Here is a 24,970-nt window from a genome sequence, read left to right as displayed (position 1 = left end):
TGATTTAGAATTTAACATTTAGGCCAAAAAGAACTGTCCGGGGTCTTGGGTAATAGCCCAGATCAATGCCCGATACCCAGCCGTCCGTACCATAGCCAATCTCGGGATCCATACCGTCGTATTTAGTGAACGTGAACAGATTTTGTCCTTGTACATAGAAACGGATCTGATTGCCATACTTCCACTTGATAAGTTTGGAAAGATCATAGCCTAAGGTAACATTGCTGATCCGCAGAAAATCCCCGTCCTGAACATAAAGGTCTGAAAACTGCCAGTTGACGTTCGTTTCAGTGACGCGCGGGATGCTGTTGGAAGTACCTTCCCCGGTCCATCGATCTAGTATTCTCGTTGTATAGTTTGCCTGTTTATTGGTATGATTACGGTAGGACTGTACAATCTTGTTCCCGAGGGAACCATAGGCGTTCACCGATAAATCAAAACCTTTATAATCTAGACCAATATTAAAACCATAGGTAAAATCAGGCATGCCTACTCCCAGATTTGTTTTGTCTGAGGCATTGATAATGCCATCGTTGTTTTGGTCTACATATTTTACGTCGCCAGGCTTTACATCCGCTTGCAGGATACCTTTTCCAGCTGCTCGCCAAGCATCAATTTCGGATTGATTTTGGAATAGACCATCGGTCTTATATCCCCAGAAGTAACCAATGGGCAGGCCATTTTCAGCACGATAGAATTCCTCTGAATTATCGTACAACATGGCCGTCTGTCCGTGAATAATGCCGTCTTCGGTAGGGATCTGGCCAACTTTATTTTTGTTGTAGGCTCCGTTTACCCCCACCCGGTACTTGAGTTCATTGATCTTGTCAGCCCAATTCAGCCCAAGCTCCACACCTGTATTCTTTACATCGCCCCCATTGATAAATGGAGGCAGTGTTCCTGTCGTTGCCAAGACTGGAGCTGTAACCAACCAATTTTTAGTCTTTTTGACATAAAAGTCGGCAACCACATCCAGGCGGTTATTCGCAAATTTGGCATCAAACCCAATATTGGTTTGCTCGGAGGTTTCCCAGGTCAAATTTGGATTGGACAAACGGCTTGGATAGGCGCCAGCAATATTGTTGTTGCTTGTTCCGAAGACATAATGCGCTCCGGGATTGGATGAGGTGATACCTGTTGAGGTACTAATGGGCGCTGCATATTGGAAATCAGCAATATCCTGGTTGCCCACCTGTCCCCATGAAGCACGCAGCTTGAAGAAGTTTACACCAGCTAAATTCTCCTTAAAGAAATCTTCCGAAGAAATGACCCAGCCAGCCGACACCGAAGGGAAATATCCCCAGCGGTTGTTACGTGAAAATTTGGAGGACCCATCTGCCCGTATTGTCGCATTCAGTAGGTACTTTTCCTTGTAATTGTAACCCAGTCTTCCGAAATATGAAACCCTTCGGGAGATATTTTCAGGCTTTCCCGAGACCGTCCTGGTCTCCACGACATTACCCTTTTCATCCAAATGCGCCTGCCCTGTGGTATTGTCAAGGTAAGCGTGCGCAAAATCGTTAAACTGGGAAAGCAAGTTCCAGTTGGATCCTGACAGATAGGTTCCCTGATAACGTAACGACTCCATACCCAGCATGGCCGAAAAGCGATGGTCTGTGTTGATATCAAAGTCATAGGATGCGGTATTTGTCCAGGTAAGCGTGTGCCCCTTGCTCATATTCTGCGAGGTAGTCGTATGATCCTGGTTGTAGGTATAAATCGAAAAGCGGTACAAAGGCGTGAAACTCCGATATTCTGAGGCATAATAATTGAACCCCAATAGCGAGCGGACCTTTAACCCCTTGATCGGTTCGATCTCTGCAAAAATATCGGCTAGCAATTTCTGACCATCGTTATTGTTATTCGAATTGGTCATCATGACACCATATGGATTACTGTCCCCATTATACCAGGGCGAGTTGGAGGTGTCATTGAAAGGACTGCCATATAGGCCATTGTCCGAATAGACCGGTGACAAGGGCGACGTGGCAAATGCGCCGCGTAGCGTATTGTTGTATTGATTGCCGACACCAATACCCCGATTTTTTATATAGTTAAAGTTGAGGTGCTGGCCGATTTTTACAAAATTATCAAAGAGTTTATGCTCCGAGTTTGTTCGAAAACCATAACGCTGGTAATTGGACACCTCTTTACCACCTGCTATTCCTTCTTGACCAATATAGTTCATCGACAAGGCATAGGTGGATTTTTCCGATCCGCCCGTAAGCGCCACGTTGTAATTGTCCATTTTTGCATTGTCCTTGAACATGTAATCCAGCCATCTTGTGTTAGCTAAGCCTTCCATACCATCAAAATTGATCGGCGACGCACCCGAATTCAGCGATTGCTCATTCATGATCAGCTTGTATTGATTTGCATCCAATAATTTCGCTTTGCGCGAAACATTCTGAATGCCTGTATAGCCATCGAACGAAAGTACATTTTTACCTGCGGCCCCCATCTTTGTGGTGACGAGGACAACCCCATTTGCTGCCTGCGAGCCATAGATGGCTGCGGAGGCGGCATCTTTTAAAACATCAATGGATTGGATATCGGCGGCATTCAAGACCGAAATATCGCCACCGGGGACGCCATCAATGACATATAGAGGACCGGAATTGCCGATTGTTCCCAGTCCGCGGACGACGACCTTCATATCTGCTCCTGGCTGACCGGAAGTGGAGGTGATGGATACCCCCGGCGCTTGCCCCTGAAGGGATTGTAGGGGGTTCAACTGATTGCGTTTCTGCAGTTCTTCACCTTCTACCTTCAGATTGGCTCCTGTATTCAATTTTTTCTTTTGCACACCGTAGCCAATGACAACTACTTCTTCGAGATCGGAAGCTTGTGGTTGTAGACGGATCACCATATTGGGACCGGTCACTGTAATTTCCTCGGTTTTATACCCCACATAAGAGACCGTTAAAATTGTTCCAGTACCGACCTTCAATGAAAATTTGCCCGATTCATCGCTACTTGTTGAAATCTTCTGATTCTTTACTTTGATACTCGCTCCCCCGATTGGCAAGCCTGAATCAGCCGAAACAACCGATCCTGTGAAGGATTGTGCCCAGACCAAAGAGGTCACGCTGGTCATGACCACGACGGCCACGCCCCTGCTCAACAATTGTTTGCTTATCATACGTCTTGATTTATAAGTTGGTTTTTTATTTATTTTAATTTGATCTGTACAGCTTTACCCGTATAGGATACTGCTGTTGATTTTTTTGATGGTACATCCAGCCCGACTACATTCTTGTCAGTGACAAAAATGATATTAAACTTCCTTTTGGTCAGCATCCCGTCGAAATCACCTTTACGTTCTTGCAGGGACAGCGTTTTTGTCGTGTTGTCATAGTTGAAATCTATGCGGCTATATTTCCCTTTTTCATAATTATAATTGTTTCCTTCGTCTTCATAAAGTGAAAAATGACCATCTGCTCCATCGTAGACATAAAGGTCCAGTATATCCTGTTTTTTCTCTGTTGTATACTGCATGACCGACCCAATGGGTAGTATTGCGCCCGCTCTGACATAGACTGGCATGCGTTCATAAGGTGCTGCAACAAGGAGATCCTGATCTCCTTCGATCTGCTTGCCATGATATAGATCATACCAGGTAGTACCCTTCGGGAAATGTACTTTGCGGGATATCGCACCTTTTTCGGTGACTGGATTGACCAGTAAGGATGGCCCCCAGAGGTATTGATCGTTGCTGTTAAAGCCGTTTTTGTCCCTTGGAAAATCCATGGCGAGCCCACGTATCATCGAATAATCTTCAAAAAATGTTTTTGCCGCAAGACTGTAGTTGTAGGATAGCAATTTATAACGCAGGTTGATTGCATAAGTCATGCTTTTATAGGCAGGATGATCCGAGGGAGCAATATTGTAAGGTTCCCGATATGGAAACTGTCCGTGGGCCCTAAATAAAGGTAAGAATGCGCCGTATTGGTACCATCGGCTATTGATTTCGCGCCACTCTTCCAGATCAGTTGCATTCGGTTTGTGAAATCTGTTTTCGACCAAAAAGCCGCCTGCATCCATTGTCCAATAGGGCGTGCCCGACATCGAGAAATTTATCCCCCCGGCGATCTGATCTTTCATATCATGCCATCTGGAGGCAATATCACCGCTCCAGGCTGCCGCAGCATAGCGTTGTTGTCCGGCAAAAAAGGATCGTGTCAAAATAAAAACTCTTTTATTGGGGTCTGTCACACGCTGCCCCTCATAGATACCCTTGGCATTTTGCAAAGGGAATGCATTGTAGTAGCGAACAGATGAACCTATACTGGGTTGAAAGACCGATTTGCGTTCATCTAAATCGATATTGGAATGGATGTCCGGCTCACTGGCATCCATCCACCAGGCGTCAATTCCAATTTTGAAGAGGTTATCGTCCAACAACTTCCAAAATCCATCGCGCGCTCCTTTATTAAAGGGATCATAAAAAGTAGACGTATACCCTTTTCCTATCCAATCTTTACGGCCATCATAGATATTGCGTGGATAGATCCATTTGTTGGCTTTAAATTCTTGGTATACTGTAGACTCCTCATTGATTTTGGGCCATGCCGAAATCATGATTTTAAAGTGTTGATCATGTAATTTTTTGATCATTGCCTGAGGATCCGGAAAGCGTTTCGGATCAAATTTTTGGCTCCCCCAGTCGTTTTCAGACCAGTAAGACCAATCTTGAACAATATTGTCAATCGGAATTTTACGCTTCCGGAATTCCGCGGCCACCTGTTCAATTTCCTCCTGGGTCTTATAACGTTCCCTGCTCTGCCAAAACCCAAAGCTCCAAAGTGGCATAATAGGTGCTTTACCGGACAATTGGCGATAGCCCGAAATGACTTCGTCCATCGATGTACCCCGAACGAAGTAATAGTCAATGGCATCACCAGCTTCCGAATTAAAAGAGAATATATTTTCACGCGCTGCGGGAATAGGGCTCTGCCAGTTTAAGGTAAAATAAGATTCACCGCCATCAGGTATCCATTCCATTCGGATTTGCTGCGGCTGGTCTTTGCTCATATTCCTTTCGATTTCAAAAGTACCTGCATTCCAGGATTGCCGCCAGCGGTCGGCTACAAGTTCACCGTCTATCCAGACTTTCATATAACCTGAATATTTGAAATGCAGCACATGCTTGCCTGTATAGGGCGAAGCAAGGCTGCCCTCGTAGATGACTTTACTGTCAGCCAGCTTTATCCCCGTTGGAAACTTGTGCTGATCCGTTAGATAACCATAATCGATGATCGATTCCGGTCGGGATACGAACACTTCGTCGGCCTGGTTCCGATTTACATAGGTCGCGGTAAGCCAGCCCGGTTCACCTTCTTTTGACAGAAGCTTGAAGGCATTTAAGGGCAGCAATGGCCTGACGTCACCCGCCTTTGTAATGGAGTAATTGTGCCATAAGATCCCGTAGTTATTGGTTGATAGCAAAAAAGGGATCCCGATTTCCGTATTGTATTGCAGCAAAGAAACTTGCTTCCCTCGGTTATAGTTCATGACGGCATTCTGATGTTGGCCAAGCCCATAAATCCCTTCTTCGGAATTGACGATAAAGTCTTGGTTGGTCTGATAAAATGCATCAGCCTGATAACTGTTCGGTAAAAAGGAATTTGAATTCCGCTTCGCCTCTCTAAAGATGGATTGCCCCGAGAGATCCAAGAATTCTACTTTGCCACTTACCAAGGAGACGACTGCCTTTATATTTGCTGTTTGCACATTTACCGTCGAATCGCTTGAACTGACAACCAGTGATTTCACTTGCCGACGCAATGAATCAATAATCACCATGCTCGTTTGTTTTGGAAAGGTGGCACCGGCCGGAACTGCCGTGACACGCACGATTTTATCCGTTACGACATCCAAATAGACATCTTGATCGATGGAAGTTTCCGAATTTTTGAAGCTGACTTTGATACCGGTTGGTGTTTTTTCATAATGAGCTTTGCTGGCCTGTCCGAGCCCTTGCTGCAGCATTGCGAAGAGCATCAAACCACTTAAAGCATATGTTAAGTTGCGCATTTAAAATAAGATTATTGGTTACTATATTTCCCTTGGTTATTACGTGTACTTTCCCATCGAAAGAACAAATCAAATATAGGGTGCAACCGGTTGTATAAAGGTTATGATTTGTTAACTTTTAGGGGTTGTTTTGTTAACATACAAAATATAATGCAGGGTATTGATTATACTTAAATGATAGTTTTACAGTCGTTTACGGTAGAATGAAGGCAAATTACCGAAAGCAGATTTAAAATATTTACTGAATTGCTTGGGATTTCCGAATCCGACTGCATACGCAATTTCGGCCATCGATAATTTTGAGTTTTGAACCAGATGCATAGCACGTTTAAGCCGGATATGACGGATATATTCCATCGGTGAATAGCCTGTAATGGCAAGCACTTTTTTATAAAGTCCTACGCGCGTGATATTCATTCTTTTGGCCAGCAGTTCGACAGAAAGCGACGAGTCACTGATGTCCTGTTCAATTTCCTTTACAAGCGTACGGATAAACTGTTCATCGGCAGACGCGATATCGGGTTGCGTCAGCTGTACGTTAATGTGTTTTTTGTACCGTTTCACCAAGGTCTGCTGCTGACTAAGTATTTGGGCCAATTTAGAACGCAGCAGACTCACATTAAAAGGCTTGTTGATATAATCTGTGGCGCCAGCTTGTAGGGCTTCCAGTTCGGTTTTCTGATTGACGATGGCGGTTATGATAAGTACAGGGATATGGACCAGCTTGGTATGAGCTTTTATATAGCGACACAGATCCAATCCACTATCGCCGGGCAAGCTAAAATCAGTGATCACCAGATCAACCTGTTGTTTATTTAGAATCAGCTTTGCTTCATTGATACTTTGTACAGAAGTAATTAGATAGGTTGATCTGAGCATTCGCTCAAGGTAGTGAAGAAAGTCAGCATCATCTTCGACCAATAAAATACAAGGTTTATCCCGCGTGCTACTTTCGTTGCTATCGTTGCTCGTCTCCACGCTGTGTATAGGCAACTCCACGTAAAATGTTGTCCGTCCCGCATTGCTGTTCAGTCTGATGTTACCTCCCAGAAACTCTACATAATCCTTGACGATAGAAAGCCCGATACCTGTACCCTGGTTCAGTTTACCATTAGGAACGTCCAGTTGAACATAGCGTTCAAAAACACGGGATTGAAGGGCTTCGGGAATTGTTGTCCCCAGGTTTTGGACTTCAATAGACAATATCTTTGCCATACCTTCTTCACCTATTTTGGCCCTGAATGTCACGATGCCGGATAGTGGGCTAAATTTGATTGCGTTCGACATCAAATTGAAAATAATGCTTTCCAGCTTATTTTTGTCAAACCAGACCGAATAAACCTGTGGGGCGAGACTAACCTGCAATATAACTTGGTTGCTCTGTGCCAGCCCTATAAAAGCATCGAGCTGTTCGCGTATAAAACCCATAAGGTCTCCATATTCTTCGCTCAGTTCCAATTCACTTTTTTCCAGCTTTCGGAAGTCCAGGAGCTGATTGACGAGTTTGAGTAGACGGTCTGCATTTTTCTTGATCAAGTTTAAGTCTGCTTTTTTATCCGGATGTTGTTCGCCATCCAACAACTGCTGCGTTGGTGTCAGAATCAAACTGATCGGTGTCCGAAACTCGTGGCTAATATTTGTGAAGAATCGCGTTTTTAGGGCATCCAGTTCTTTGGCTTGTGAGGCCTGTTCCTGCGCCAGGTAGAGTTGATTGCGCGTCTTGGCACGCAGCTTGGTTAAATAAATATACGTCCAAAGTACGACCAATATCAGGCCTCCATATAAAAGGAAGGCCCATGTTGAACGCCAAAGCGGCGGTTGTACGTCGATTGTTAGGAGGAGCACTCCCTCCGACCAGCTATTCGAAGCGATGGCATGCCGGATGTACAACCTATAGGTCCGGCTGTCCAGATTGGTAAAATTGGCGCGCATCGTCCCCGGTTCAAAATCAAACCATTTATCACTTAGGCCACTAAGCTGATATTGGTAGAGACCGTTATGCTGTTGCAGATAATCAAAGGTGGAGAGCTCCAGGGAGATGGCATTCAGGGTGTACGGGAGAGTCAGCTTCTTGAGATTATTTAAGGATTGACCATAAATCACACGACCCGCAAATTCCTCACCTACTGCCACGCGTTTGTTGAATAAGTAGAGATTAGATAAAACCGGCAGTATCAGTTCACTTTTGTCCCTGATTTTTGAAGGATCGATAAAGTTAAATCCTTTTGGCCCGCCGAAAACAAGTCTTCCATCCTGCAATTTTAACGCAGCGTTCTCATTAAATACATTCCCTTGAAGGCCCAGTTCCTGTGTAAAGTTGCGGATAATAAATTTTTGTGCCCGCCCCGTACCGACGACCTCTGACAGTCCTTTATTGGTTGATGCCCAAATATCACCTTGATTATCGACCAGTAAGGCCAGGATCGCATCCTCACAGAGTCCATCTGCTTGTGTCAGGTAGCTAATTTTTTTTTCATCTATCACATGCAATCCCTCTTGTGTCGCTACCCAAATACGACCTTTTTTATCCTCCTTTATATCATAAATTAAATCGTTACGAAGTTTTAGCGGAGAACTAACGGTGCTGATATAGCTGATCTTATCGTCAGGCGCCAGCAGCGCCAGACCTGTCGCTGTACCGATCCACAGGCGTTTTTTTGAATCCTCAAACAACACCGATATATAATTGCTATTGACAGTTTCACCCCGTCGGGTATGTTTTTTTGCGAAGCGCTGCGTTTTTTTATCAAAAAGATAAAGGCCCGAGCTCAGTGTTCCTACCCAAAAACGATGCTGACTATCTTCATAGATCTCCCATACACTATCGTCGTTTAGTCCTCCGGGAGCCGGATCTCGGTGGAAAACCTGAAAATCTTTGCCATTAAAACGGCACATACCACCTCGATAAGTTCCTATCCAGAGTACATTGTCTGCATCCAAAAATAAGGAGACGATCACATTGCTACTCAGACTATTTGGGTTAGCTGGATCATGGAGATACTGAGTAAAAGTCTTCTGTTTGGTATCATAATAGAGCAATCCACCCCCATTTGTTCCGATCCAGAGGTTGCCTTTACGATCTTCTACAAACTTATTGACATCATCAAAAGGGAGCGATTTGGGGAGTCCGGGATAATTTTTGATTAGGGAGAACAACAATAAATTAGGATGATAATAGCTGATCCCGCCCTTATAAGTTCCGACCCAGATAATTCCTGATTTATCCCGGTATAGCGACGTAATGCTATTGTAAGGCAGGCTCCTTAAGTCATATCTATCATTGCCAATTCGCTGGATGCTATTATTTTTCTTGTCATAGATGTTGATGCCGCCATGATCGGTGCCCAGCCAAAGCTGTCCCTGATCGTCTTGAACAATATTACCCACAAAAGGATTGGACAGTTCTTTTTGTAGATGATGAATTTGTCCGACTTTGGGATCAAGCCAGTAAACGCCGATCGGAATATCTTTTGAGAAGATCCAGATTGCGCCATCGCGGTCGGTAAAGAGGTTATAATTTATCAGTTTGTTCGGCATTGGCAGCCTGCTGGTCTTTATACTTTGCAGTGACTTTGTATCGATGTTGCCAAGTAGGCCGTTTTCGTAGATTACCCAGATAGTTTGGCCTCTGCCGGGAATTACATCGGTGATTCTGCTGTCCTTGGTCAACTGCGGCACCTTGCGATACGTTTTCTTTAGATAATCGAACAAGATCAGAGAACGATCGCTATACAAAAGTGCAAAGCAATGCTCATCCAAAGGCCTGATGGAATAGACATCCATCACAGGCAGCTTTAGGGCAGTCAATATGGAATCTATTTGTTGGATAATGATGCCCGAATGTTGATCATATACATTCATCCGATTCGCGGTACGAATCCATACATTTCCTTCGGGCCCTTCAAAGAGCCCAGAAATGACATTGCCACTCAGTCCTGTACGTTTACTGGCTGCATAACGAAAATTTGTAAATTGTACACCATCAAATCTGCTCAAGCCCGATTCGGTACCAAACCAAAGGTAATTATACTTATCCCGGAGTGCACAATTGACGTGATTATGAACCAGGCCTTGGTCAGAAGTTAAGGTTTTAAAAGCATAGCTATTGACCTGGCTCCAAGCCGAAGATTGCCCTAACAAAAGGAGAAAAAAGAGGTGGATATACGCGTATAAAAAAGACTTAAGCTGCTGCATTGGTTATGATCTCCCCAATGATACAAAAAATTGAGCAGATCCAGCAAATCCCAATATGCTTTTTTAATGCGAACAATGCATCTTTATTTAAGGTAGCTTATAAAAAAACCATATACCGCAGATAAAAATTTAAGAGCTCTATCATATAAAGACAAGCTTGTTGACTATATGTTGACAAGCTATGCATCATACAATAAAAACTGCATCATAAATAGATTTATGATGCATTTATTCCGCGCAAACGCTAAAGCAGTATTTTGTGTTCCATCAGATAGGCCAATGCTTCGGTGACTGCCTGTTCGCTGCTTTTTGGGTTAAATCCCAGTTCCGTTCTTGCCTTAGAAATATCGAAATCCTGTTGAAGACCTGAGAACATTGCAATATCTTTTGTCGTGATTATGGGTGGTTTCCCTTTTAACTTCGCTGACAACTGCATCAGTCCAGCAATTCCATAGAGCGCAAACTTGGGCACTGACATTGGAATACGTAAATTGAGCTCAGGGTATAGTTTTTGTGCTATTTTGGTGGTATCAGTAATGCGCATACACTTTTCGTTTGCGAGTATGTAGCGCTCCCCTGATTTCCCTTTCATAGCAGCGAGGTAACAGCCTTCGGCGACGTCTTTGACATCCACCCAATTGAGGGCAATACCCGTGTCGACAGGAATCTGTTTGTTTAATATCAATTTTAGGATATCATAGGAGACATTCAGGGGAAGAGCAGCTTCAGCGCCGATCATGGCGCCGGGCATCACGGAGACCAATTCGATATTCAGTTCTTCCGCCAGTTTGAATGCCAGCTTTTCCCCGTCATTCTTCGAATTGTAATAGGCATCCCTGCGATCCGGATTGTAACCGTTGGATTCTTTGGTGGGCGTGTAACTATAGTTCAGCGCGGCTATGGAGCTTACATAGACGATTTTTTTGACACCTGCTTCAGCGGCAGCTTCAATAGTATTTCGTGTCCCCTGCATATTCACTTCGTAGATCTCTTTTTGTGGATCTTTCGCCCATAGTTTAAAAGCGGCGCCCACAGCATAGAAGGTTTCGACGCCCTGTAACGCATTTTTAAATGCGGCTTTATCCTCAATGTCTGCCTGAACGACTTCACAGTTTAATCCTTTTAGACTGTCGCTGCGGTTGATATTCCGCACCGAGGCGCGTACCTGAAAGCCCTTTCTTATCAGTAATCTGACAAGGTTATTACCTAAATGTCCGTTTGCTCCGGACACCAATACCAAATTTTTAGTTGTCATGTGCGTTGATTTTAAATGTTACGACAAAGTTCTGCCCTTGCGATTTAAAATCACTTCACAAATGTTACCTAATGATCCGTTTACGGATGCGGCTCAAACTTTTGGGGTTCATGCCCAGAAAAGATGCAATATACTGCATCGGTACGTTATGGAGCAATTCCGGCTGCTCAGCCATCAATTTCAGATAACGTTTTTCAGCTGTAAGTGTAGCCAGTTCCTTTGATCTTTTCTCATTGTAGGATAGCGACAGTTGAAACACATATATACTGAAATCTTTAAATGCGGGTGATTGTTCCGTTAAAAGGTCAAGATTACTTTTGCCGATTCGCAGTAGTTCACATTCTGTGATGCATTCCAGATTTTCATCCGATCGGGTTTGATTATTGAAGTTTACAAAAGAAGTGATAAATCCCGGTGGACAGTTGATATGTGTAGTTACCTCATCGCCTTTATCATTATAATGAAACAATCGGACAAAGCCCGATACAACAAAATACAGATAAGCGGGCACCTTCCCCTCCTCCTCGATGATATGGTTTTTAGGAAACTTTACCGGTTCCAGATAATGTTGGCACAAATCCTTTTCCAGACTTGAAAGTGTGACCCGTTGTGTAATTAGTTCAATAAACTTCGCGTGCATCTCCTACCGATTATTTTTTTTTGCAATATAGGGAATAAATCCATGTATCATAACGATGTTTTTTTGGAAGAGAATCCGATCAGGATGTCTGGGATTGATTAAAATTAAAAAAGCCTATATCCATATGGAGAACAGGCTTCATGTAACAAACTAATGGGGAGTTATTTTGCGTTTTTCTTAGCAGTAACGTCGTTACGGATCTCTTGTGAAAGAGCTTTTGTCTCTTGAAGCGCATTGCGCAAACGTGTGCCTGCTGCTTTGTTGTTTTTGTTAAAGAATGCTTCTGCATCTTTCTCTGCTCCTTCGATAAGAGCTTTCAGCTGATTATACTTATCCATTTTATTATAATTTATTGAGTTAAACTTTTTTCATTTTAGCAAGAATTATGCCTTTTTTGTCGCTCAGAAAATATTTCCCCATGGAGCATATTAGTTTCTTTTTTTCTTTTCCTTCACAATAGCTTTGGACAAAGGCCGCGTATCGGGTGTATTTGCAAAAGCATTACCTTCTTTTTTCAATTCTTTTTCTTCGTCCTTTGCATCCTCTATGCCTCTCTTAGGACCATTGTTATTTATACCCATAATTTTATACTTGAATAATTAATGTTTTAACAGTCTTGCGCATCAACTTTATACATAACAAAAGCAAGGGCAAAATCGTTGGTCTATCATGTAAAAAGTGACCTGAAAAATTCACATAAAACAAGCGTTCTTATTTTATATATTTGAACAAATTTTTAAAATGATGAAGAAGAAAAAGATTGTGCTTATTCAGGATAACGAAGATATTCTAAATATTATGGATGAAGTGCTGGAAGACGAAGGTTATGACGTCACTTCATCTTTGACCACCGAACCCATTGAAAAAATTGATGAAATTGACCCCAATCTCGTCATTGTTGATGAGCATATCAAGGGGGCTAAAAAAGGAGCCAAAGTCATCGAAGAACTGAAATCGGATCCGGACACCGAGGATATATCGGCGGTATTAACTTCTACATCTTTTGATTTACCGGCGAAAGCAAACGCCTGCAAAGCAGATGATTTTATCGAAAAACCTTTTGATCTCGATCATATGGTTGATGTCGTCAAGAAAAATTCCTGACCGTTTCATTACGTTTATTGTTCATGGTCCGTCAGTCCCGGTGATAGCATTTTGAATTACCGCTCTTATTATCCTTTGAATTTAACACAAAACGTCGTGCCTACATTCAGCTCACTTTCTACGGATACTTTTGCGGAAAGTCGATTGGCTATACGCTTCACGATGGAAAGACCAATGCCTGATCCTTCAAACGCCTGTGAGTTGGGCAAACGTTTAAAAATCTCGAAGATATTGGCTTTATCCTGAATATCCATGCCTATCCCATTGTCTTTGATATAATAACAGACTGAATTATCCTGTTTTTCACTATAGACCTCCACCAATGGCTGCTCTTTCTTGCTGCTATATTTAATCGCATTTCCGATCAGGTTTAAAAACAATTGGTACAGCAGGGTCCGCTCGGCCTGCACCGGTAAAGTTTGCCCCAGGACAAACTCTAGATGCGTCACCCCAAACTGTTGCTTGCAGCTTTCCACGATGTTCATGATTTTTATTTGAGGATCTATCAACTCTAATTTAAAAGAAACAGAATTGGATTGTGTCAATTGATAGACCTTATCCATCATTTCGGTGATCAGTGTTGTGGCATCCATGATATTGTTTGCCATTTTACGCAGCAGATCTTTGGGCAGATCATCCTTTAAAAGCATCATCTGCGCCGCAAGTTTAATGGATGACAATGGATTTTTAAGATCGTGTGTCAATGTATACCCGAAGGTATCCAATGCATTATTCGAGCGCATCAGTTCCTTATTGAGTTGCGCGATCTCACCTCCTCTCTGTGCGATAGCTTGTTGAGTTATTTGTGCAACTTTTTCTACAAAAGCAATTTCGGACCTGCTCCACTTGGTGGATTTACCTTTCATAATTTCACGCCACGCTTCAAAGGAAGTCCGCGGTGACGGGAATTCTACTTTTCGTTCGGGATCATACTGATAGATCTTCTCCGGTTTGCCTGCCCAAACATCCTCGTATACATGTTCTTTTCGGAAAAGATAAATGTACCAGGTATTACTGGGCAAAATATTTATTCGAATAATCCCCGGGAATATGGTGGATTCCATCGCTTCATTTACGTCATAAACAAAATTTGATGTGGCGAATAGCTCGTTGTCTCCCAGTTGATCCAGATGGCGGTCAATTTGCTGTTGAAATTGCTCTGTTGGAACATCGCCCCAAGTTTTGAAACCACGGTCATGTTTGATCATCAGTCCATCGGCTACCGCGAGTTCCATGATCTGCGGAGCAAAGCGCTCCAGCACCACTGCTATATCGTGATTTACGAGCAATTCAGATTTTAAATCGCGCTCCATGACGCCCATTATCGTCTGTGCAATAAGGTTTTCCTTCTGATGTTCCGAAAGGTAATAATTTATTGCATATTGTGTCAAAAACGCGCATAAATGTCGTTGGGCTAGATCCACATTGAGCGGTTTACGATTCTGGCAAGCAACTAATCCCCAAAGTTTACCTTCAATAACGATGGAAAAACTGGCGCTGGCAAGTACCCCCGAATTGCTTAAATATTGCAAATGTACAGGCGATAGTGCCCTTAGGCTGCAGCGGGTCAAATCAATTTCGGCCGCATCACGTCCCTGTACAGCTATTGTGGGGGCACCGATATCCGCTACATGCCGCGCAAGAAACTTGGTGTAGAGTGCCCTTGCCTGGGCCGGGATGTCAAATTCCGGATAGCGATAACCGATCAACGAGTCCATATCGTCGGCCAACGATTCGGCGATGACCTGGCCACTACTGTCTTCCTCAAAACGATAGACCATCACGCGGTCAAAACCAATGATCTGTCGGATGAGCACCGTTAATGACTGCCAGGCATTGCCATGCTGCTCTTCTAAATATTTGGCATAGTAAAATAAACGGGTGGCTTTTAAATGATCCTCATTACATATTTCTATTTCAACATATGTTTTCCTGTCATATCGATAGATACTGAGGTAATAATCCACTTCCTTGACACGTATCCGCTCCACAAAACGAACGAATATCTCGCCATTGATCTGCTTGTCAATCTCTACGAGATTCCATTCCACCTCTGTCGACAATAGCGGGAGTACCCTGTTCATTGGCAATCCCAAAATATTCTTCATTGGTGTCCCTAGGAGCTCAACTAGGTTTTCACTTGCGGCGATACATCCACTGTCATCAAAAATAAATAAGAAACCAAAGAACTGAATCTTACCACATAGATGAATCTCCTCTTCATGGCATTCTATCTGCCGCATACTGCTAATTTTTAGTAATTAAATCTGCTCATCATAGGAAATCTTCCAAGAGATATTTTGCCACAAATAGTTAAATCCTGCACCCCTCTTCAAACAAATCATATTGATCGCTAAATATATCAAAAAAATATTTATCTGAGTTAAATTAAACGATTGTTTTAAATCCTATTATCTTTCAGAATCTTGCTTTTCCTATTCCAATGGTAATCCTCACTAGCCTTTAAACTTAAAAAAAGCCAGGTTGGAAAGGAGCCTAGCTTTTAAAAAAAATTCTTCATGAATGGACAAGCATTCTATATAACCAACAATACTCAGCTAAAAACTGTTTGAAATAATTTCATTTAGTTCAAAAATTGCCAAAAGAATAGAAGAATAAGTTTGGATAAGTAAAAAAATAAATTATAACAAACGAATTCTCAAAGTAACTTGTTATTTAATTAGTTTCACTAAACAAATAATATATATGAATTTAAACAAAACATTTTTCGCATCATTAGCGACCGCAGCAATCTTATTTTCATGTAACAATCAAACACCACAGGAAAAAGCAGCCGACAGCATGGAACATGCAGAGGACAAAGCTGCTGATGCGACTGAAGAAGCGATGAAAACTTCAGAAGATGCAGCGACTAAAGATGCTGAAGCTGTTGTTTATTCAAATAAGGCTGCTGCCAATGCAGCTATTGCATCGGTACCTGCCCCAACCCTAACTAATGACAAAGCGAAAGAGCTTTATACGAAATTAGGTAAAACTTGGGTGGACCGTATCAATGCCGACTCACATGAGAAAGCAGTAGATAAGGAAAAAGCGTTGCTAGATATTAAAAATGAGATCGACAAAAACGCGGTCGATGGAAAAATAACAGCCACGGAAAAAGATAATATCATGAAATATCAATCTGACTGTTTGGCTGCAATCAAAGCTGCTCTTTAATAACAACAGATTAGATGCCTGAGGCAGAAAGAAAATACACTGATCTATTTTAAGATCAGTGTATTTTCTTTACAGCTATAGCTCTCGACTACTTTTAAAAAGATTCAGACGCTTGCTCCAGGAAAAGAAAGCCGCGAGTGTATGTTTGTTCAGGTCTTTAAATTCAAATATCCTGTAGGGAAAAGGAATGACATTGGAGTACACCCCATCCTTACAAAAATGGATAAACTGTTTTGTTTTTAAGATATGTGGTTCCGAAAAGCAGCAATTGTCCAACGAAACAATAAAATCTATGCGCTGGTAGTTGTTGTTTTTACCTGTATACCCTTCCTGTATGGATATTTCGTTTCCATTGTCCCACAAAAAGCCTACGATGTCATAGGTCAATTCCTCCAGTTGTTTATTTTCTATTACTAAATAATGCATTGTTCAAGGTTAAAGTCCGTTTTTTCCCTGCAGCCAATAGCCATGGTGCTTGATCCGCGCTTTCGTATGTATTTTTATCACTTTTCTAAAATTTTGTACCGATTTCACATTTCCGGTAAGCACAAAGTAAGCATCGGACCAGTCCCCATTTTTGAAAATAGGTAAGTCATTGATCTGTTCGAGATGAGTGAATACCGTTGATTTTGGAAAGATGATACTGTTTTCCAGTCCCAGCAGCTCAGGGATAATATTGTTCTCAGCATCCAGTTCAAAAAGAAACAGATACTGCTTTTTTTGTTCTTGCATCACCGGCAAAAAAGAGCAGGCTAATGCCAGTGACGTTTCGTCGCCAAAGAATACGATTTTCTCCGCCGAATGGTCGTAATACTTTTGTTCTGTCCGTGGTTTGTTGAGCATGATACGATCACCTATTTGCAGCCGGTTCATATAGTCACTGCCAAGGCCATGTCCATGGATATGTGCAATTAATTTTAAGTTGTCTTTTTCGTTGTTTATTTCGGCAATGGTATATCTTCGGGCGTCTGTATCAGAGACGCGTATGTCAAAAAAAGCACCTACCGAAAAATGCAGTTTTTCAAAATTCCCCTGTAAACTGATTCGTTTGAGAGAAATTGATAAATGTTCAATCTGGCTTACCCGTACATTGGGAATTTGAGGTACGAAAAGATTCAGGGTATCAAAAACCCATTTTGGAGCGCTTGGCATAATCTTCTATTTTTATTCAATACAAAGAAAGCCAGCAGCGGCAGCAAAAAAAAGAATGGACAGCTGTATTGATTGGACTAATCGTGGTTTTTGCTACGGAACATTTTAGCACTCATGCCGCATATCTTGGTAAACAGACGGGAAAAATAAGGATAATCTTCATAACCCAATTCAAAGGCAATCTCTTTAACCGATTTGTCTGAGTGATATAGTAATCGTTTAGCTTCGAGAATCACGCGCTGCTGAATATGGTAGGAAACCGAAAAGCCGGTTACATTTTTTACACATTCGTTGAGATAGGAAACAGAAATATTAAATTTGGTGGCATAGTCAGCGGGACGTTTCAGCGTTTGGAAGTTTTGTTCCAAGGCTAGGAAAAAGGCCTTATTGATCCGTTCAAATCGCGAAAGTGAATCCGCCGATTTGGTATATTTTAGATGTATGGAAATCAGTAACCCGATCAATGCATTGCAGCTGTCGCGCAGCAAAGAAGGATACAGCTTGTCCGTCGTCCGCTCATATAAATCAACGCAGAGGTTATAGCTCTTCTCAATAATCTCAAGATCTTCCGGTCCGATCTCCAGAGGCTCTAGAGGCGAGATGCTCTGCAAAATATTCAGGTAGTCGGCGGGAATATTTTCATTGCTCATGATCAGCATAAACATTTCGATGTTTTCCACCTTCAATGCGCGGTGTACCTGGTTGGGCGATTGATAATGGATGGTGGGCTTATCTGTGCGGTACTGCTTAAAATCTACTTCCATGACGGTGACACCACTTTTCTGCAAAACAAAAAAATGATAATCGTGTCGATGGGCCTGCATCGTTTCCTCGTCCTCCCAGAAAGAATCGGGTGAGACTTTGGCGATAGCAATACCATTCCCAAATTCTTTGGGTAGCGTCCTGACGGGGATATCTTTTTTAATGGGTATACCTTGTTTGAATTTTACCATTGACATTTATTTTCCGGATTAAAACGGCAGCAATAACTCATCCCCAAGGATAAACAATTCCAAGCTGTCCGCCAAATAGAAAATTTGATTCCCCAAGAACATTGTACGCGTGCGCAAAGTTCTAAAATGAAAAAGATCGAGTTTGATAATTCACATAGGTATCCCAGTTCCATCAGGGTGCTATAGGCTAGCTTACATGCTCAGGCAAATAAGCCTCCATCTTGAGCCTTGCCAATAGATAACTTATGGTCGATTCTGCCCCCTGATTAATATTTACGGTACGCTCTTCCAAACCATCGAAACAACCACCCGTCACCGGATTATAAACGATCTGCTGGATATGATTGCGTCCCAGAAACCATTCAAACGCTGTCCGTATCGTGTTTTTATAATGCTCATCTTTTGTATGTCTGTAAAACCTGTCCAGCGCAATAATGGTATAGGCCACATCTATGGGCTGTTCTCCGCCTTTAGCTTCAGATCGCGGCTGTTCACGTTGCGCCCAGCCTTTATTGGAGATCACATGGATCTCATCATCAACAATGATTCTACTCAACAAAAAGTCGAAGGACTGGTAAGCGATGTCGCGATATCTTGTATCAGCGGTTGTCTCGTAAGCGGCCAACAATGCTTCTGGAATTACGCTATTGCCATAGGTCAAGTAGGATTCGTACCATTGCCAATCGCCCCTACTTTCATGCGTAAACATCGCGACCAGACGGTCCGCCAGTACAGTTACGATAGTTTGATAATTTTTGCCTCTCATAAAACTTAAGCCCTTTATTGTAAAGGCCATCGACCGAGTTGAATAATAAAGCAAAGCATGTGCGGAAGCTCGTTCCAAAAGTTCAATCGCAGGTTTGACTATTCGCTCCGGTAAAAGATGCGCTAATCCGACCACTTCGCCCAAAGCCCACACCGCGCGTCCATTGGCATCCTCCAGGTTCTCCTGCTCGTTCTGTTCGGTAAAATGACCGTCACTGTCCACGTAATTCAAAAATGTACCATCCTCCTGCATGCAATAGCCTATAAAATCCAGGTATTTCTTGATCAGTCCGAGGTCTTCCTGAGATTCATATAACTTATAGTGATGTAACATCGCAATAAGGGCCCGGGCATTGTCATCTAGCGCATAACCACTGTTCAGGTCGGGCATACTGATGTCCGCAAATTGGACAAATGCACGCTCCGTTGACATCCGAAACATATGGTCCAGATTGAGCGGTGGCATAGAATACATCATGTCCCTTTTTTCGTCGACGAGCAGTTCGAATAGATTGACGTGGGCAATAGCCACGTTTTGCCAAGAAGTTTTAACCATTTTTTGGAGGTTCACATGACGGATTCTCTCCAGCCGCGGTGCATCGTCCAAAATTTGATTGACAGCCTCAGCCAGTTGGTCCGATGCTTCAAAATCGATCATTGTTCCCATGTCTGCCTTCAGAACTTCCCTGACATGGGGAATCGGCGTCGAAACAATGGGACAACCCGAACTCAACGCATAAGAAAAGGTTCCACTGACCGCCTGAAAGGGATCCTTTGAGGTAAAAAGATAGACGTCCGTGATCGATAGATAAGCTAACAGCGACTCGATCGAAAGAAATTCATTTACAAACCTGACGTGATCCGAAAGTTCATACCGCTCAATTATTTCTTCCAGTAGATTTCTATAGGCCTCCCCTTCCTGAAGTAGCAATGTCGGGTGTGTCTGTCCCAGAATAAGAAATAGCACATCAGGATTTTGTCTGATAATAGCCGGGAGCGCATATAATGTTGTTTCGATACTCTTGCTTGGACCCAAAAGGCCAAAAGTGCTCAGGACCTTTTTGCTCAATAGATTATACTGCTCCAGTGTTTCTTGTTTATTATTTGCGGGAGCCAGATGCGTGCCATGTGCAATCACCGTGATTTTATCTGTGGAGATCCCATAGGTATTCATAAGAATATCAGCAGAATTTTGTGTCATGACGATAATCTGTGAACAGTACGCCGCAATAGCAGTTACCTGTTCAAGCAACCTGCTATCTGGCCTCGGCAATATGGTATGAAAAGTGATCACAACGGTGATCTTTGCCGCATTGAGTTCAGAAAGGAAAGATCTGAATTTCACTTCCTGACCGACGAATAAACCGAATTCATGTTCAATACAGACTAAATCAATATTCCTTTGGAACTGAATGTTTTCAAATAGCGTATCAAAAGCAAGTGGATCGGCAATCTGCAATAGACCTAAAGGCGCCTTGTCATAATTTGTAAGACCTTGAGGTGCTACAATTGGTATGGGAATGAGCTCGTATGAATCCCGAAATTTACTTGAAATAGCCTTCATCAGATCTGTTGTGTAGGTGGCAATACCGCAGGCGCGAGGGGGAAAAGTTGACAGGAATGCAATTCCTCTTTTCATTGTTGAAATCATCGTCGATTATTTATGTGAAGTCCTTGCATACGATCGTCTTGTATCTTGAACAAGGTGCTGCACGTAGGGAGGTTTTATAAATGTACAGAATTAAAACCGGATGGATGGTATAATCCAAAAGAATGTTTCCATTTATCCAGATTCCCGAAATATTTATCCTTTTCTCCGCATAGCTTTTATGGCCAGCGCCGCTGCCATTCCGCCGATAATATACCAGGATACGGTCATTATTTTTGTGCGTTCAGTCTTTTTTATAGGCTTGGCATCGAGTCCGGCTTGCTCCGGGATTGTCAATGTCGCCAGGCCGACGACAGTCCCGAGCAGCGCCCCGCGGAGAAGGATATGTTTATCGCCGCCATACCCGATCATGGTGTATAACATCGCATTTGAAGCAATATCAGCACCAAAGGTAGCCGCCACCAATGCATTTCCCTTTGGTGGTTCAAATCCGGCAGCTTGCACCGTCTTTTTCATTGCCTCCTCGCCCACTTCATCAATTGCTGGCGCTTCGGTATCAAATCTTTTTGCTGCGCTGTGGATCACATTGAGGATTATCGCGCCGATTAGTCCACCTAACATATTTTTGTTAAATACATTCATTTTATCTTGTATTAGTTTCTCAACCTCCTGTACATTTAGAGGCGGATTACTTGAAGAACATCGGACGATGCAAAATAGTTCAGTTTGTAGTGATTATTTGCTGCGCAGGGAGCTTCTAGCGGATTTATGCCTATAATCTTGCTTCTTCCTCCTCAGTCTATAAAATCCGAGCAGTAAGCGATCATAAAAAAGTGCAATCAGCAATATAATAACAGGCAATAATAGCGTCTTCCTATCCAACGAACCATATATAAATGCCCCCATTATACCGCCGAGGAAGAAACCTCCGATAATGATGATCTTAAGCAGGATACCTCTTCTTAAATGCTTGCGTTCATTTATCTTCCTATAGAAAATCGCTTGGGACAGCTCAATTCCTAAGTCGGTAAACAATCCCGTTAAATGCGTCGTGCGAACAACTGATCCGGATATTTTCGTCACTAAGGCATTTTGCAATCCCATAGCAAGTAAAAGTGTACAGGAAAGCCAAACAGAATTGTTGGAAATGGAAAAATTAAAAAGTGAAACAAAGGCGAGTAAAATAATTTCAATAGCAATGGGTACACTATACGAAAAATGAGCCGTCCCACGGGATGTAAGTTCCATAGTCGTATTAGCGACAAATGCACCCAGCAAAAAGGAAATAACATAAAGTATGCTCAACAAGGCAAACAAGTAATTATTTCGATAAAGCTCCTCTGAAAAAAAAGCAAAGTGGCCAGTTACATTTGTTGTCAATGTTTTAAAGGATAGTACCCCTACTATATTTACCACTCCGGCTACTACGGACAATAATGCAGCTAATTGTACATTATGGATATAATTTCGCCCCTTATCTCGATGCCTAAACATAATGCTGTTTTCACCTACTATTTTATTGAACTACCTTTACATAAGAATAGGTCCAATTTACCCTTTTTAATAACGAAATGCAATAAATAAACAACCATATATCGAGAACGAGATGTTTACCTAAGTTTTTGCCATTCAATACCCGATTATTTTATACTTTTGTGTGAATCTAATAACAAGCACATTTTAGTCAGCAAAACGCATTATGCAATTTAACTTCAACTTTGACTCCAGTCCTTTTAAGATTCTTATCGCCTTTCATAAGATTATCGGATCTTTTGAGGAGACGGCGCTGTCCGAAGTTGATTTTCAGGCTAGCTATGCCCGATCTTTACTGGAAGAAATTAAAAAATACCCAATGCTGACAGATGGGATCGAAAAAAAGGAAGATTTACGTCAATATGAGCCTATTATCAAAGTCCTTTTGGCGGATCTTTTTCCAAGGTCGCTGACCAGGAATGAGATCAAGGCTGTTACGATCCCCTTTTACCTATACACCTTCAATCATACTGAACGCCTGGACAATATCCTCCGCGATGCCGGTGATCATTATGATTTTAATTACCGCGACCTCTCTCCGGATACCTACTATATTCTAAACTGCTGCATGATCATCAGTCAGTATTATGGCATTAAAGTAGATGCCATGGATATGCCGATATTTCTGGATATTCCGGATAAAAATAACATCATGCATCATTACCGGGTGCTGTTCAATGCCGATTTTGTAGATATTATTCCTACGGACCGTGCATTGGAACTTTCCTCGGAGGACATTATTGAGCTGATTGATAATTTTTCGGATATCGCCCTGTGGAAATCTAAATTTCCTGAACAGAGCTGGATCATGAAAGGTTTTTCCCTGATGACCCTTTTCGATGCAACGACGGAGAACGCTGTATCCAGCTTCAAAAGCAACTTGCTACGTGAAGATACGCCTGCCCAGCTGGAAGAAATTCGGGACATTTTCAGATCCATTTACAGAATAGATGATCTGCGGATCGGGCTGACCTCATTTGAAAAAATCAAGGAAGACTTTAATCTGAGAATCGTCGAAAAACAGCTGTACAGCCACCTGCTTTACGATTCAACGATAGCCGAGTGTGAAGAAATGCTTTGTAATGAAACCTTAGAAAGCATGCTAAAAACCCAGGAGCTTTTGGTTGTTCCGGATATTGACCAGTTGCCCACGTTAGATCCGAAAAAAGAGTTTTTTATCAACAAACTCAAACAGCAACAGGTCAAGAGCTTTATCTTTGCCCCTTTGATACAAGACGATAAAGTGCTCGGCATCTTGGAAATGTCCTCTTCCAAAGTCCGCGCACTGAATTCGGTCAATGCCAACAAACTCAACTTTATTTTACCTTTTATCAAGGACAAAGTATCCAAAGCATTTTCTGAAACGGAGAACCAGATTGAAGCGATCATTCAAAGAGAATATACGTCAATCCATCCCAGTGTCAAATGGCGTTTTCAGGAAGAGGCAATCCACTACCTGAATGACAGAGCCTTTGGAAAGGATTATACCCTACAGGAGATCATCTTTGAACACGTGTATCCACTCTATGGTCAGATTGACGTGCAAGGCTCTTCGGAATCCCGCAATCAGGCCATTAAGCAGGATCTGATCAATCAGGCGACCGACCTGATCGCATTGTTTACCGCCATCAACCAAGAGCACAGCTTACCCCTGTTTGAACAGAAAATCTTTGACCTGGAGCGAAACCTAGAAACGCTTGATCATACGCTCACAACCGATACCGAACAGGTCATCCTGGATCATTTTAATCTGGATGTGCATCCCATTCTGGACAACTTCCGCAAAAACAATAAAAACAGCGACATTGCAAAGGCGATTGATGCCTATTTCGAACGTATAAACCTTGCCATAGGCGGATTTTATGAGGCACGACAGGATTACGACAACTCGATCACGCTGATCAATAAAAAGCTGGTGACTATTCTTGACGAAAAGCAGGTTGAAGCACAGGAGTATTTCCCGCATTATTACGAACGTTATAAAACCGACGGCATTGAGCATAACCTCTATATCGGTGCTTCCATTGCACCCGACAAAAATTTTGAGCTCTATTACCTCAAAAATTTACGTTTATGGCAATTGCAGGTCATGTGCGAAATGGAAAGTCAGTTTAGGATATTGCAGCCCCAGCTCCCGCACCAGCTGGAGGTGACCTCCTTAGTTTTGGTTTTTGCCACCCCGATTTCTATCCGTTTCAAAATGGATGAAAAACAGTTTGATATCGACGGATCCTACAACGTACGTTACGAAATTGCTAAAAAACGCATCGACAAAGCCAAAATAAAAGGGTCTACCGAGCGTATTACCCAAAAAGGGAAATTGGTCATCGTCTATTCTCATGTACATGAAGAAACCGAATATTTAGGTTATATCAATTTGTTGCAGCACAAAGGCTTATTAAACGAAGATATCGAAAAATTTGAGGTGGAGGATTTACAGGGGCTGATCGGTCTCAAAGCTATCCGCGTGGGGTTCCGGGCATAGGACAGATTAGCGGTATCTTCAGATGTAGGTCTATCGCTGCTATGCCAAAAGACATAGAAACATTTTT

17 protein-coding genes are annotated in these 24,970 nt (G+C 42.4%); 3 read left to right on the top strand and 14 right to left on the bottom strand.

Features of this window, described 5'->3' with window-relative positions; all coding sequences use genetic code 11:
- Nucleotides 1-4: 4 nt before the first annotated feature.
- The 7 genes from B4G94_RS02535 to B4G94_RS02505 form a co-directional block, all read right to left on the bottom strand.
- The gene (locus B4G94_RS02535; protein ID WP_286856967.1) at nucleotides 5-3,142 is read right to left on the bottom strand and encodes a SusC/RagA family TonB-linked outer membrane protein; all 3,138 of its coding nucleotides are present in this window, start codon (nucleotides 3,140-3,142) and stop codon (nucleotides 5-7) included.
- A 29-nt stretch (nucleotides 3,143-3,171) separates the two neighbouring features.
- Complete coding sequence (locus B4G94_RS02530; RefSeq protein ID WP_286856966.1) at nucleotides 3,172-6,036, bottom strand: TIM-barrel domain-containing protein; 2,865 nt, start codon at nucleotides 6,034-6,036, stop codon at nucleotides 3,172-3,174.
- 183 nt (nucleotides 6,037-6,219) lie between these two features.
- Entirely contained in the window at nucleotides 6,220-10,230 is a 4,011-nt protein-coding gene (locus tag B4G94_RS02525) for a two-component regulator propeller domain-containing protein (RefSeq protein WP_286856965.1), read from the bottom strand.
- Nucleotides 10,231-10,474: 244 nt separating this feature from the next.
- A complete protein-coding gene (locus B4G94_RS02520; RefSeq protein ID WP_286856962.1) occupies nucleotides 10,475-11,485 on the bottom strand; it encodes an NAD-dependent epimerase/dehydratase family protein in 1,011 nt (336 codons plus the stop codon).
- Nucleotides 11,486-11,549: 64 nt separating this feature from the next.
- Complete coding sequence (locus B4G94_RS02515; RefSeq protein WP_108634162.1) at nucleotides 11,550-12,125, bottom strand: Crp/Fnr family transcriptional regulator; 576 nt, start codon at nucleotides 12,123-12,125, stop codon at nucleotides 11,550-11,552.
- A 161-nt stretch (nucleotides 12,126-12,286) separates the two neighbouring features.
- A complete protein-coding gene (locus tag B4G94_RS02510) occupies nucleotides 12,287-12,463 on the bottom strand; it encodes a histone H1 (RefSeq protein ID WP_108634157.1) in 177 nt (58 codons plus the stop codon).
- A gap of 90 nt (nucleotides 12,464-12,553) precedes the next feature.
- On the bottom strand, nucleotides 12,554-12,706 hold the full coding sequence (locus B4G94_RS02505; RefSeq protein WP_165306893.1) for a hypothetical protein: 153 nt from the start codon (nucleotides 12,704-12,706) through the stop codon (nucleotides 12,554-12,556).
- A 160-nt stretch (nucleotides 12,707-12,866) separates the two neighbouring features.
- Here B4G94_RS02505 and B4G94_RS02500 point away from each other — a divergent pair, with 160 nt between their 5' ends.
- A complete protein-coding gene (locus tag B4G94_RS02500; RefSeq protein ID WP_286856959.1) occupies nucleotides 12,867-13,229 on the top strand; it encodes a response regulator in 363 nt (120 codons plus the stop codon).
- A 68-nt stretch (nucleotides 13,230-13,297) separates the two neighbouring features.
- Here the strand turns inward: B4G94_RS02500 and B4G94_RS02495 are convergent, their stop codons facing one another.
- Nucleotides 13,298-15,472, bottom strand: a complete 2,175-nt coding sequence (locus B4G94_RS02495; RefSeq protein ID WP_286856956.1) for an ATP-binding protein — start codon at nucleotides 15,470-15,472, stop codon at nucleotides 13,298-13,300.
- 463 nt (nucleotides 15,473-15,935) lie between these two features.
- Here B4G94_RS02495 and B4G94_RS02490 point away from each other — a divergent pair, with 463 nt between their 5' ends.
- On the top strand, nucleotides 15,936-16,406 hold the full coding sequence (locus B4G94_RS02490; RefSeq protein WP_108634154.1) for a hypothetical protein: 471 nt from the start codon (nucleotides 15,936-15,938) through the stop codon (nucleotides 16,404-16,406).
- A gap of 75 nt (nucleotides 16,407-16,481) precedes the next feature.
- Here the strand turns inward: B4G94_RS02490 and B4G94_RS02485 are convergent, their stop codons facing one another.
- The 6 genes from B4G94_RS02485 to B4G94_RS02460 form a co-directional block, all read right to left on the bottom strand.
- Nucleotides 16,482-16,832: a hypothetical protein gene (locus B4G94_RS02485; RefSeq protein WP_286856955.1), complete on the bottom strand. Its 351-nt coding sequence runs from the start codon at nucleotides 16,830-16,832 to the stop codon at nucleotides 16,482-16,484.
- A gap of 9 nt (nucleotides 16,833-16,841) precedes the next feature.
- The gene (locus B4G94_RS02480) at nucleotides 16,842-17,558 is read right to left on the bottom strand and encodes an FAD-binding oxidoreductase (protein WP_286856954.1); all 717 of its coding nucleotides are present in this window, start codon (nucleotides 17,556-17,558) and stop codon (nucleotides 16,842-16,844) included.
- 77 nt (nucleotides 17,559-17,635) lie between these two features.
- Entirely contained in the window at nucleotides 17,636-18,511 is an 876-nt protein-coding gene (locus tag B4G94_RS02475) for a helix-turn-helix domain-containing protein (protein WP_165306897.1), read from the bottom strand.
- 187 nt (nucleotides 18,512-18,698) lie between these two features.
- Nucleotides 18,699-20,915, bottom strand: a complete 2,217-nt coding sequence (locus B4G94_RS02470; protein WP_286856952.1) for a glycosyltransferase — start codon at nucleotides 20,913-20,915, stop codon at nucleotides 18,699-18,701.
- A 165-nt stretch (nucleotides 20,916-21,080) separates the two neighbouring features.
- Nucleotides 21,081-21,527 (bottom strand): hypothetical protein, encoded by a 447-nt coding sequence (locus B4G94_RS02465; protein ID WP_286856950.1) that lies wholly within the window; start codon nucleotides 21,525-21,527, stop codon nucleotides 21,081-21,083.
- A gap of 93 nt (nucleotides 21,528-21,620) precedes the next feature.
- On the bottom strand, nucleotides 21,621-22,379 hold the full coding sequence (locus B4G94_RS02460) for a YoaK family protein (protein WP_286856948.1): 759 nt from the start codon (nucleotides 22,377-22,379) through the stop codon (nucleotides 21,621-21,623).
- A gap of 205 nt (nucleotides 22,380-22,584) precedes the next feature.
- Here B4G94_RS02460 and B4G94_RS02455 point away from each other — a divergent pair, with 205 nt between their 5' ends.
- A complete protein-coding gene (locus B4G94_RS02455) occupies nucleotides 22,585-24,903 on the top strand; it encodes a GAF domain-containing protein (protein WP_286856947.1) in 2,319 nt (772 codons plus the stop codon).
- The last annotated feature ends 67 nt before the right edge of the window (nucleotides 24,904-24,970 follow it).

The sequence above is a fragment of the Sphingobacterium sp. UBA7625 genome (genome assembly GCF_002484085.1).
In the GTDB taxonomy this organism is placed as follows: domain Bacteria; phylum Bacteroidota; class Bacteroidia; order Sphingobacteriales; family Sphingobacteriaceae; genus Sphingobacterium; species Sphingobacterium athyrii.
The sequence above is the reverse complement of the archived record's forward strand: the minus strand, read 5'-3'. Positions and strand labels throughout refer to the sequence as shown.

What these genes read in the sequence shown, in the direction of transcription:
- B4G94_RS02510 (WP_108634157.1), bottom strand. Translation starts at nt 12,463, where the DNA reads ATGGATAAGTATAATCAGCTGAAAGCTCTTATCGAAGGAGCAGAGAAA.
- B4G94_RS02500 (WP_286856959.1), top strand. Translation starts at nt 12,867, where the DNA reads ATGATGAAGAAGAAAAAGATTGTGCTTATTCAGGATAACGAAGATATT.
- B4G94_RS02490 (WP_108634154.1), top strand. Translation starts at nt 15,936, where the DNA reads ATGAATTTAAACAAAACATTTTTCGCATCATTAGCGACCGCAGCAATC.
- B4G94_RS02520 (WP_286856962.1), bottom strand. Translation starts at nt 11,485, where the DNA reads ATGACAACTAAAAATTTGGTATTGGTGTCCGGAGCAAACGGACATTTA.
- B4G94_RS02475 (WP_165306897.1), bottom strand. Translation starts at nt 18,511, where the DNA reads ATGGTAAAATTCAAACAAGGTATACCCATTAAAAAAGATATCCCCGTC.
- B4G94_RS02455 (WP_286856947.1), top strand. Translation starts at nt 22,585, where the DNA reads ATGCAATTTAACTTCAACTTTGACTCCAGTCCTTTTAAGATTCTTATC.
- B4G94_RS02505 (WP_165306893.1), bottom strand. Translation starts at nt 12,706, where the DNA reads ATGGGTATAAATAACAATGGTCCTAAGAGAGGCATAGAGGATGCAAAG.
- B4G94_RS02470 (WP_286856952.1), bottom strand. Translation starts at nt 20,915, where the DNA reads ATGAAAAGAGGAATTGCATTCCTGTCAACTTTTCCCCCTCGCGCCTGC.
- B4G94_RS02460 (WP_286856948.1), bottom strand. Translation starts at nt 22,379, where the DNA reads ATGTTTAGGCATCGAGATAAGGGGCGAAATTATATCCATAATGTACAA.
- B4G94_RS02495 (WP_286856956.1), bottom strand. Translation starts at nt 15,472, where the DNA reads ATGCGGCAGATAGAATGCCATGAAGAGGAGATTCATCTATGTGGTAAG.
- B4G94_RS02515 (WP_108634162.1), bottom strand. Translation starts at nt 12,125, where the DNA reads ATGCACGCGAAGTTTATTGAACTAATTACACAACGGGTCACACTTTCA.
- B4G94_RS02525 (WP_286856965.1), bottom strand. Translation starts at nt 10,230, where the DNA reads ATGCAGCAGCTTAAGTCTTTTTTATACGCGTATATCCACCTCTTTTTT.
- B4G94_RS02480 (WP_286856954.1), bottom strand. Translation starts at nt 17,558, where the DNA reads ATGCCAAGCGCTCCAAAATGGGTTTTTGATACCCTGAATCTTTTCGTA.
- B4G94_RS02485 (WP_286856955.1), bottom strand. Translation starts at nt 16,832, where the DNA reads ATGCATTATTTAGTAATAGAAAATAAACAACTGGAGGAATTGACCTAT.
- B4G94_RS02465 (WP_286856950.1), bottom strand. Translation starts at nt 21,527, where the DNA reads ATGAATGTATTTAACAAAAATATGTTAGGTGGACTAATCGGCGCGATA.
- B4G94_RS02530 (WP_286856966.1), bottom strand. Translation starts at nt 6,036, where the DNA reads ATGCGCAACTTAACATATGCTTTAAGTGGTTTGATGCTCTTCGCAATG.
- B4G94_RS02535 (WP_286856967.1), bottom strand. Translation starts at nt 3,142, where the DNA reads ATGATAAGCAAACAATTGTTGAGCAGGGGCGTGGCCGTCGTGGTCATG.